The sequence below is a fragment of the Kluyvera sp. CHPC 1.251 genome (assembly GCF_036759945.1).
Lineage (GTDB): Bacteria > Pseudomonadota > Gammaproteobacteria > Enterobacterales > Enterobacteriaceae > Kluyvera > Kluyvera sichuanensis.
The window spans coordinates 1-9,857 of record NZ_JAPKIC010000024.1 but is presented as its reverse complement, the minus strand read 5'-3'; the positions used below and the strand labels follow the sequence as shown (position 1 = coordinate 9,857).

The following is a 9,857-nucleotide window of genomic DNA, read 5'->3' as shown; positions in this document are numbered from 1 at the left end:
GAAAAACAATATTATCAGCGGCTCGGAAGTGTCTAGATTATCTGTGGCGATTCAAGTCGCCCGTTTTGTGGATCTTCCCGCTACTGGGGTTCTTCTGCCCATTGCTGACGGTGATGGCGATTTATCGTGGTCGCCCGGGTTGGGGATTTTTGATGGCATCATTGATGCAATTTGGCGTGATTTTCACGGCAGGCATCACGCTGTTCCCCTTTGTCATGCCGTCAAGCGTGAGTCCAATCTCCAGCCTGACGTTGTGGGACAGCACTTCCAGTCAGCTGACGCTGAGTATTATGTTGGTAATCGTGCTGATATTTTTGCCCATTGTGTTGCTCTACACTCTCTGGAGCTACTACAAAATGTGGGGGCGCATGACGACAGAAACTCTCCGCCGTAACGAAAACGAGCTGTACTAAGGAGCAGGAACAATGTGGTATTTACTTTGGTTCGTCGGCATTTTGTTGATGTGTTCGCTCTCCACCCTTGTGTTGGTATGGCTGGACCCGCGATTGAAAAGTTAACGAACGTAAGTCTGATGCGGCGCATTAGCGTCGTATCAGGCAATCAATAATGTCGGATATGAAAAGCGGAAACATATCGATGAAAGCGATCTTGATCCCATTTTTATCTCTTCTGATTCCGTTAACCCCGCAATCTGCATTCGCTCAGAGTGAGCCGGAGCTGAAGCTGGAAAGTGTGGTGATTGTCAGTCGTCATGGTGTGCGTGCCCCAACCAAGGCCACGCAACTGATGCAGGATGTCACCCCAGACGCATGGCCAACCTGGCCGGTAAAACTGGGTTGGCTGACACCGCGCGGTGGTGAGCTAATCGCTTATCTCGGACATTACCAACGCCAGCGTCTGGTAGCCGACGGATTGCTGACGAAAAAGGGCTGCCCGCAGCCTGGTCAGGTCGCGATTATTGCTGATGTCGACGAGCGTACCCGTAAAACAGGCGAAGCCTTCGCCGCCGGGCTGGCACCTGACTGTGCAATAACCGTACATACCCAGGCAGATACGTCCAGTCCCGATCCGTTATTTAATCCTCTAAAAACTGGCGTTTGCCAACTGGATAACGCGAACGTGACTGACGCGATCCTCAGCAGGGCAGGAGGGTCAATTGCTGACTTTACCGGGCATCGGCAAACGGCGTTTCGCGAACTGGAACGGGTGCTTAATTTTCCGCAATCAAACTTGTGCCTTAACCGTGAGAAACAGGACGAAAGCTGTTCATTAACGCAGGCATTACCATCGGAACTCAAGGTGAGCGCCGACAATGTCTCATTAACCGGTGCGGTAAGCCTCGCATCAATGCTGACGGAGATATTTCTCCTGCAACAGGCACAGGGAATGCCGGAGCCGGGGTGGGGAAGGATCACTGATTCACACCAGTGGAACACGTTGCTAAGTTTGCATAACGCGCAATTTTATTTACTACAACGCACGCCGGAGGTTGCCCGCAGCCGCGCCACCCCGTTGTTGGATTTTATCATGACAGCGTTGACGCCCCATCCACCGCAAAAACAGGCGTATGGTGTGATATTACCCACTTCAGTGCTGTTTATCGCCGGACACGATACTAATCTGGCAAATCTCGGCGGCGCACTGGAGCTCAACTGGACGCTTCCAGGTCAGCCGGATAACACGCCGCCAGGTGGTGAACTGGTGTTTGAACGCTGGCGTCGGCTAAGCGATAACAGCCAGTGGATTCAGGTTTCGCTGGTCTTCCAGACTTTACAGCAGATGCGTGATAAAACGCCGCTGTCATTAAATACGCCGCCCGGAGAGGTGAAACTGACCCTGGCAGGATGTGAAGAGCGAAATGCGCAGGGCATGTGTTCGTTGGCCGGTTTTACGCAAATCGTGAATGAAGCACGCATACCGGCGTGCAGTTTGTAATGCATAAAAAAGAGCATTCAGCTACCTGAATGCTCTGAGGCTGATGACAAACGAAGAACTGTCTAATGCGTAGACCGGAAAAGGCGTTCACGCCGCATCCGGTCACTTTACCTTCAGTTTTACTCTTTCTCGGAGTAACTATAACCGTAATAGTTATAGCCGTAACTGTAAGCGGTGCTGGCGCGTTTAATCACACCATTGAGGATAGCGCCTTTAATATTGACGCCTGCCTGTTCCAGACGCTGCATTGACAAGCTCACCTCTTTGGCGGTGTTCAGGCCAAAACGCGCAACCAGCAGGCTGGTGCCGACAGAGCGCCCCACGACCGCAGCATCGCTCACCGCCAGCATCGGCGGCGTATCGACAATCACCAGATCGTAATGGTCGTTCGCCCATTCCAGTAATTGACGCATCCGATCGCGCATCAGCAGTTCAGACGGGTTAGGTGGCACCTGACCGCGAGTAATCACATCAAAGCCTCCTTTGCCAAAATGCTGGATCACTTTGTTGAGCTCATCTTTACCTGCCAGATATTCCGACAAGCCATGTGCATTACTCACGGTAAACAGGTTATGCGAATAACCATGGCGTAAGTCGGCATCAATAAATAACACTTTTTGATCGGACTGGGCGATCACCGCTGCCAGAGTTGAACTGACAAATGTTTTACCACTGTCTGGCGTCGCACCGGTGATCATCAGAATGTTATTCTCAGTCTCCATCATAGCGAAATGCAGAGTGGTTCGTAGCGCACGTACGGCTTCCACAGCAGAATCCGCCGGGTTATCCACCGCCAGGAAGGGGATATTTTTAGTACGATGGCGCTGCTGATTAGAAAATAAATTTTTCTTACGCAGACGGGTACGTTTATCCAGCCACTCGGACATCGGGATGGTGGCATAAACGCTGATGCCGTGCTCTTCCAGTTGTTCCGGGGCTTCTACACCACGACGCAACATCGCACGCGCCAGCACGGCACCCACCGAAATAAACAGGCCAAGAATAAAACCAAGCACCACATTCAACGCTTTTTTCGGTTTCACTGGCTGCGGCTGAGTGACTGCCGGGTCGATAATCCGCACGTTACCAATGGCACTGGATTTCGAAATACTCAACTCCTGCTGGCGGTTAAGTAATTGCAGATATACCGCACGGCCCGCTTCTACGTCACGACTTAAACGCAACACTTCCTGTTGGGTGGAAGGCATAGCCGATACCCGCTTATTCAGGCGTTTGCGTTCTTGCTCTAGCGTCTGGCGTTTTTCCAGCAGCGCACGATAAGTTGGGTGATCTTTCTTATACAGCTGGGAGATCTCTGCCTCGCGGAAGGTCAGCTCATTGAGTTGATTATCAACGTTCACAATCTGCTCAAGAACGGCTTTGGCTTCCAGGTTAAGGTCAACCGAATCGCGCTGCTGGCGATAAACGTTGAGTTTTTCTTCCGCCTGGTCCAGCTCGCTGCGCACTTCTGGCAACTGGCGCTGTAAGAATTCAAGGCTTTGTGAATCCTGCGCCGCCTGGCGAGCGATATTCTGTTGCAAATAGTTGTTAGCGATGCTGTTCAGAATACGAGTAATCAACTGGGGATCATCACCAGTCATGGTAAGTTCCAGCATCCCGCTTTCTTTACTGCGTTCGCTAACGGTAAAGGTTTCCTGCAACGCGTTAATCGCTTCCAGTTCGGTACGCTGGCTCAGGACAAACTGTGTTCCTGGTTTGGCCTTAATGTCCGCGATAGTCAGCGCAACGCCATCTTTTTCCAGACGCTGGCCGACCATACCATTGACGGTGAACTCTTCACCTTCCAGCGTATAGTGGCCGTTTTCCCCAACCGTGAGTGTCAGTTGCTGATCCTGACCATTCAGTTGTGGAATATGCATCCAGCTGATCGCCAGCTCACCTGGTTTTTCTTTGGTTAATCTCGCCCAGCCGCGACCCACAATCGGAAAATACTTCTGCTCAACCATGTCGCGCAGATTCAGTTCAGCAATGGTTTTACCGAGAATCATGCGCGATTGCAGCAGTTGGATCTCCGGTGCAGACTCGGGCGATGAGTTAGGGATCATATCGCTCAGGCCGCTGAGAATGGCGTTGCCCTGTTTCTGCTCAACCTGGACCAGAGTATCTGCCTGATAAATTGGCGTGCTTAACAGCGAGTAAGCGACAGCGATCAGTGTGAATAACGCGGTCACGCTGATAATAAACTTACGGTGATCCCATAACTCGCCGACCAGACGAAGCAGATCGATCTCATTTTCCTGAGTGCTGCCTGGTGGCGTATTCATATTTTTAGTTGTCATCGTATTTTATAAACTCAAATTACCGGCTGAGGCGCTTCGCCCATTCCTGACTGGCGCGCTCCAACATACCGTAGACATGTTCAAATGCGTCCTGACTTTTACGATAGGGATCCGGGATCTCTTTCTGTTCCAGCCATTGCCCAAACAGCATTGTCTTCCCGCGGACCTCGGGAGCGATTGCGGTAACCTGAGCAATATGTTCCGACTCCATTGCCAGAATCAGATCGTAATTTCGTGCCATCTCAGCAGTGAGCTTACGTCCGGCATGTCCTTCAAGAGATACGCCATGATTAGCGGCAACATCTGCTGCTGTCGCATCTGCAGGGTGTTTTACCAGACCATGAACACCTGCCGATTTGACTTTTACGCCTGGCAGACGTTTACGCAGCAAGCGCTCGCCAATGGGCGAACGGCAAATGTTGCCGGTACAAACCACCAGGATTGAGTTAAATTTTAGTTGGGCCATGTTTGAATCCACCGTGAAGTCTCTGTCAGGTCATGCACCCCGGAAATCGTCGGTACCAGCAGGGAAATCACACGGTTCCAACGAGCCAGCGGCGCGGTAGTGACATAAACAATGTCGTAAGGTTCAAGCTGGAATTCCGTTCCGAGTATCATTGCCGATGCGTCCTTCGCATTCAGCTGATAAATATTGGCGATTTTGCCATTCTGCTTGTTTTGCGTTGCACGAATAACAAAAATCCCCGTCGCATCAGCGACATCCTGATTCATACCCTCAGCGTTACCCAGCGCTTCCGCCAGGGTCATACCGCTGCGGTCCATTTTCAGCGTGCTCTGTTTACCCACTTCACCCATCACGAAGACTTTCAGATCATCGTTGCGCGGAATAAATAAAATATCGCCCGGGTGCAGCAGTTTGTTCTGGCGCAAGTCGCCACGCTGCATCAGCGCATAGAGGTTCACTTTGGTCTTTGCGCCATTCTGGGTGAGCACCACATTGCGCCAGTCTGCATCTGCGGTCAGACCGCCCGCGGCGTTAATCGCATCCATGATGGTCAGAGGAATATTGGTAATCGGCTGCTGACCCGATTTGCTGACTTCGCCGGTGACGTACGCTTTTTGCGAGCGGAACGCCGCGACGCTGACATCGACTTGCGGGCTTTCAATGACTGAATCGAGACGCGCTGTAATCTCGTTGCGTACCTGGGTAAGTGTTTTCCTGGCCACTTTCAGGCGACCAATATAGGGGTAGAAAATCGCACCATCGGCGTTAACCCAGTTGCCGGTATCACTGGCGCTACGGTATTGCCCTGCGGGGGTGGTTAGTTCCGGGTGATCCCAGACCGTAACCATCAACACATCACCAATGCCGATACGATATTCATAGTTCGCGATTTGCTGCTCCAGCTCCGGGTTAGCCTGCGACATAATCGGTTTGGCGCGCAACTGATCAATCAATCCTGGCGTGACGGGATAGATATTGACCATTTTGTCCAGGTCATACTGATTGTCAGGTAGTTCAATGACATCCTTGTTCCTGGTCGATAAATTCTGACCAGGAACAAGGGTACATGCTGTCAAAGACAGAACAGCCAATGTCAGTACCGAAAACTTAAAAATGTTCTTTTTCATTGGTTTATATTTATCAGTCAATGTAATGTTATGAATTACGTCAGGTTATTGTCCAACCGGTACTTCTCGCTCTGCCGTCATTGGATAGAGCTGGTATTTGCGTGACAGCATTTGTCCACCATCACGCGTCAATGGTGTCCACGAAACCACCGCGCGGTTGCGGTTAGGTCCAATGGTCATCAAGTCGAACGGAATCGAGATATAAAAACCTTTACTAAAGCCGCCTTCGCCATAGTCATCTTTAGATACGTTACTGATTGCCGCCCATACCCCTACCGCCACGCCGCTGTCAAAGCGTTTGGCGACGTCGATCGTTGCGCCTTTATCTTTTGCCAGATATTGCCCAACGCTAAGTTTCATCAGTACGCCATTGAGCGTCGGCGGGTTCCAGTAAGCCGTCACGAAACCTGTGGGTGTGGAATAATCGGTGAAGCGCATCATGTTGTCCCAGTCACGTTGCTTCACGTAGTTAACGTCCACACCCAGCGCCCAGCTGGCATCTAGCGGGCGATAAAGCAGCTCGGAACCGACACCGGCGTACATCGTTTCCAGATAACCGCCATACACCTGGCCATAGAAACCATTGCCTAAGTCGGCAAAGTAGTTCGCCTGCAAGTTGTTGAGATAAACGTCATTGCGAACGTAATCACGGATATGCGTGCGCACGCGGGGCAGGGTAGAGTCCGCGGGTAATAGCGAAGACTTAAACTTGTCGTAGTTATTGTAAATATTGGTGAAAATACCGCCATCAAGCAGCAGGTGGTCAGTAAACCAGTAGCGGGCGCTGGACATCAGCCCCAGCTGGAACATATAGAAATCTTCCGGGCCGCCCAGCGACTGTGAAAGTGTTGGGTTGAAAGAGTAGCTAAAGCGATCTTCACGAATACGGTAGCCCCGACCAAAGGCAGAAAGATCTTCAGCTTCAACACGTTGTTGTTGCAGTGGCTCTGATTGACCAGACGCTGTACCTGCCAGCTGTTTGCGCAGGCTGGCTACGTCGGTTTCGGTAGTCACCATCGCCATATGCTCGCGCTTTTGCGTCACGCTAATCTTCTCAACGCCTTGCGGCAGGTTATTCACCAGAATCCGGCTGGCACGATCGACCGCTTCACGAGAATCACGGTATTTGTATTGCTGACCAGACATATACAGCGTCTTATCGCGTAGCTGAATTTCTGGCGCGTCAAAGCCCGCGTTATACTTCAGGGCGGTAAGTTGGTTTGCTACCGTGGTGTACTGCAATCCTTCAGATTCAGGCGCAGGTTGATATGCCGGTTTTGGCGTATCGCGCAGGGCAGGGCGCAGATCGTTGAAATTGGTCCGTAAAGTGAAACCAAACATCAACGTGTTACCGCGTTCATAACTCAGGTTGAGGTCTGCCCAGTTGGCAGCGCGATAAACTGCACCGACGTTGAAATGGCTTGCCTGAGGCAGTTTGCCAGCGAAATCATTCTGGTAATTGTTGCCGTCGTATTCGAGTTTCAGACGCAGGGGATTCCACGGCGTTTGATACTCAATGCCGCCAAAGATGGAGGCCGGGCCACGAAAGATATCGCTAAAGCTGATATCGCCCGCATCGTGAGACTCTGCGCGATGACAATATTTATCGCTCACCCGGCAAAACGGGTTGGTAATATTGCCCGCATTACCGGCGTAGCCCCATGCCATCCCGAGGGTGAAATCAAATGGCCCCGCTTGCTTGCTGGCCACCAGATACTCACCGTCAAACAGACCCGTACCAGCAATATCACGTTTACCAAACGCCACTTGCGGTAGCCAGTAACCTTCTTCCCACAGGCGAAGTTTAAAATCGAATGATTTGTCTTTGTATGACTGATCGCCGCTGAAATCTTCCCACTGGCTATATTTACGTGTGCGCACATCCGTATAACGAATGGTGCCTTCCAGCCATGGGAACAGCGCCACGGAGGTGGAGTAGAAACGGTATTGATCGTTATCCCGGTAGTTGACGCTGAATTCACCCTCCGGTGCGATGCGCGCATTTGGCATCTGCAACAATCCTGTGCCGCCAAAGTCCGATTGCGACGAACCCAGCGGATCCGGGTAGGTTAATACTTCAGCATGACAGGCACTGGAGACGGCAATGGCCAGGCAGCTTAAAAGATAAGAATTCTTCTTCATCAGTCAGGAACACGTTGCGTTAAAACAGACACAATCTGGTCATTTAAATCAGCATATTTTTCGGGCAGTACATGCGCAGAAAAGCCTAACCAAAGCTGGCTGCCAGGCGGTGGTTCCACATGTCTTTTATTCCACAGGGCAACAGGGGCGACGACAGTCTCACCCTCAGGCGTAATCACGATAACGTTATTCTTGTCCGCGCCTGCAAGACGGGGGTGATCTTGCAGATAATCGGTAACGCTACGGCCTGCCTGCCAGGGCAATTGCCCAGCCCCAGAAACCGCACCCAGCAGAGTAATAGTCACCGGACGCTGTACGGTATAGAGCGTATAGTCCCCGACCAGCGGGGGATTGCTGTTCTCATCCACTCGTACAAAATCAGGGTCCAGTTTGACCGGTAAGCGACCAGTGATATTGAGATTGAGTAACTGCTGGCGCACGGATTTAATCGTTACCGCCACATCGTCGTCAGCTTCTGCTTCCCAGGAAGCAAGCTGTGCCATGACATGTTGGTAGTCTTTAAGCGCTTTAGCTTTCGCCGCAGAGTCGGTCAGCAAGGCACCAGGCCACCAGAGGCGATCGCGCAGTTGCGGTTGTGTCACCAACTGGGCAACATTTTCCACGGGGCCAACGGAAAGTGTCTGTTGTTCGCCAGGCAGATAAATAGTCACCGTTCCTTGCGCAAAGGCATGGGGTGTCATTACGTAAAGTACGCTGGCAATGAAATACGACTGTAATTTATTCATGGTGCGGGTTTAAGAAACGTCATTTCTACGGGAATAACCCCTGCGCCTAACATTTGCCGACTTTGACGAACCTGGCCAGTAGCCGAATCGACCCAGAATGTGTTTTGCCACTGTTTTTCTGGCAGCGTGGAAGTCACCTCTTCCTGCCAGACATTACACAGCACATCGCGACCCGCAATATGCAGCGTCTCTAATCCAGCAAAGGAAAAAGTGGAACTCAGGGTCGCAGAGCGAAAATGGTTGTCTTCACTCCAGAGAATATCGCGCGTCCAGCGGCTGCCGTCTTTTATTGCCAGCGCGTTACGCAGAGGGTCCTGCCCGGAATTTGTCACTTCCAGCAGATTATTATTAAGTTTGACGGTCTTTAAAAGACGTCCATTATGAGTAACCAGCATGGCGTTATCCTGGGATAACCATTTGCTTTGTTCTTGTTCTATATGTCCCAGTACCACAAAGATTCGTTGCCCTTCATTAAGGCGTAAATACATCGTGGAATAAGGCAACGCCTGGATCTGCTGATCCGCTACGGTGATATCCTGATTATCGAAAAGGCTGGCGCGAAATGTATCGACCATACTTTGCTGGCTGTGCGTACATCCCGCAAGAAATAGTGCGAAAATCGATAAAATAAGAGGGCGCACCTTTAATCCTTGAAAGGTTAATTAAAAAAATGCAAATCTCTAAAGCCCGGTACGAATATCGCAACCGGGTGTTATTTAACTTTAATTTCGACGCGTTTAAGCAGAATTAGCGCGTAGTGGACGTGGTGGTTGAGGTGTTATGAGAACCGCCATCGCCACTGTCATTTGCTGCAACTACTGCCAACGTCGCCACACCAACAGCCGTTGCCACACCGACAACTGTCGCCGTGCCGACAGCTCCAGCAGCCACGCCACCAGTGGTAGCAGCCGTCGTGGTTGCACCGGTAGTGGTCGTTGTGGTGCCAGTAGTACCCGTCGTTGCCTCGGTCCCGTTTGCTGCTTCAGGGGCAGCAAACGCAGCTGGCGTCGTCAACATGAAGGCCATAAGGATTGCAGAAAGCTTGTGCTTCATAACTTTTCCTTTATTCATCGCATGGACAATACGTACGCTTGAGATCAGGATTGTCTACTTTGAGTATAACATGACTTTGTTGAATAAATCGAACTTTTGCTGAGTTGAAGGATCAGATCACGCATCT

The 9,857-nt window shown here is 51.1% G+C and carries 10 protein-coding genes; 3 read left to right on the top strand and 7 right to left on the bottom strand.

Annotated features, from left to right (window positions below; genetic code table 11):
• The 3 genes from cydB to appA all read left to right on the top strand — a co-directional run.
• Window positions 1–413 (top strand): cytochrome d ubiquinol oxidase subunit II (gene cydB / locus V6940_RS22550; protein ID WP_333497397.1); only part of this gene is annotated, 413 nt, incomplete at its 5' end.
• A gap of 12 nt (window positions 414–425) precedes the next feature.
• On the top strand, window positions 426–518 hold the full coding sequence (gene cbdX / locus V6940_RS22545) for a cytochrome bd-II oxidase subunit CbdX (RefSeq protein ID WP_000270305.1): 93 nt from the start codon (window positions 426–428) through the stop codon (window positions 516–518).
• Between the two features lie 79 nt (window positions 519–597).
• Window positions 598–1,896 carry a bifunctional acid phosphatase/4-phytase gene (gene appA / locus V6940_RS22540; RefSeq protein ID WP_333497398.1) on the top strand — a complete coding sequence of 433 codons (1,299 nt, stop codon included), beginning with the start codon at window positions 598–600 and terminating at the stop codon, window positions 1,894–1,896.
• Window positions 1,897–2,015: 119 nt separating this feature from the next.
• Here the strand turns inward: appA and etk are convergent, their stop codons facing one another.
• The 7 genes from etk to V6940_RS22505 all read right to left on the bottom strand — a co-directional run bounded on the left by etk (window position 2,016) and on the right by V6940_RS22505 (window position 9,730).
• The gene (gene etk / locus V6940_RS22535) at window positions 2,016–4,196 is read right to left on the bottom strand and encodes a tyrosine-protein kinase (protein WP_333497396.1); all 2,181 of its coding nucleotides are present in this window, start codon (window positions 4,194–4,196) and stop codon (window positions 2,016–2,018) included.
• Window positions 4,197–4,215: 19 nt separating this feature from the next.
• Window positions 4,216–4,662, bottom strand: a complete 447-nt coding sequence (etp, locus tag V6940_RS22530; RefSeq protein ID WP_000057871.1) for a protein-tyrosine-phosphatase Etp — start codon at window positions 4,660–4,662, stop codon at window positions 4,216–4,218.
• Window positions 4,650–5,789, bottom strand: coding sequence for a polysaccharide export protein (locus tag V6940_RS22525; RefSeq protein WP_333497395.1), 1,140 nt, complete (start codon window positions 5,787–5,789; stop codon window positions 4,650–4,652). Before V6940_RS22525 ends, etp begins: the two co-directional genes overlap by 13 nt.
• Window positions 5,790–5,834: 45 nt before the next feature.
• Window positions 5,835–7,931 carry a YjbH domain-containing protein gene (locus V6940_RS22520; RefSeq protein ID WP_045351199.1) on the bottom strand — a complete coding sequence of 699 codons (2,097 nt, stop codon included), beginning with the start codon at window positions 7,929–7,931 and terminating at the stop codon, window positions 5,835–5,837.
• Window positions 7,931–8,677 carry a capsule biosynthesis GfcC family protein gene (locus V6940_RS22515; RefSeq protein ID WP_213828758.1) on the bottom strand — a complete coding sequence of 249 codons (747 nt, stop codon included), beginning with the start codon at window positions 8,675–8,677 and terminating at the stop codon, window positions 7,931–7,933. The genes V6940_RS22520 and V6940_RS22515 overlap by 1 nt, the downstream gene beginning before the upstream one ends.
• The gene (gene gfcB / locus V6940_RS22510; protein WP_106613225.1) at window positions 8,674–9,318 is read right to left on the bottom strand and encodes a lipoprotein GfcB; all 645 of its coding nucleotides are present in this window, start codon (window positions 9,316–9,318) and stop codon (window positions 8,674–8,676) included. Before gfcB ends, V6940_RS22515 begins: the two co-directional genes overlap by 4 nt.
• A 106-nt stretch (window positions 9,319–9,424) precedes the next feature.
• The gene (locus V6940_RS22505) at window positions 9,425–9,730 is read right to left on the bottom strand and encodes a threonine-rich inner membrane protein GfcA (RefSeq protein ID WP_001299283.1); all 306 of its coding nucleotides are present in this window, start codon (window positions 9,728–9,730) and stop codon (window positions 9,425–9,427) included.
• Window positions 9,731–9,857 lie beyond the last annotated feature (127 nt).

Bases quoted from the DNA above. Each gene is read 5' to 3' on its own strand.
- V6940_RS22505 (WP_001299283.1), bottom strand. From the start codon at position 9,730: ATGAAGCACAAGCTTTCTGCAATCCTTATGGCCTTCATGTTGACGACG.
- appA (WP_333497398.1), top strand. From the start codon at position 598: ATGAAAGCGATCTTGATCCCATTTTTATCTCTTCTGATTCCGTTAACC.
- etp (WP_000057871.1), bottom strand. From the start codon at position 4,662: ATGGCCCAACTAAAATTTAACTCAATCCTGGTGGTTTGTACCGGCAAC.
- cbdX (WP_000270305.1), top strand. From the start codon at position 426: ATGTGGTATTTACTTTGGTTCGTCGGCATTTTGTTGATGTGTTCGCTC.
- etk (WP_333497396.1), bottom strand. From the start codon at position 4,196: ATGACAACTAAAAATATGAATACGCCACCAGGCAGCACTCAGGAAAAT.
- V6940_RS22515 (WP_213828758.1), bottom strand. From the start codon at position 8,677: ATGAATAAATTACAGTCGTATTTCATTGCCAGCGTACTTTACGTAATG.
- V6940_RS22525 (WP_333497395.1), bottom strand. From the start codon at position 5,789: ATGAAAAAGAACATTTTTAAGTTTTCGGTACTGACATTGGCTGTTCTG.
- V6940_RS22520 (WP_045351199.1), bottom strand. From the start codon at position 7,931: ATGAAGAAGAATTCTTATCTTTTAAGCTGCCTGGCCATTGCCGTCTCC.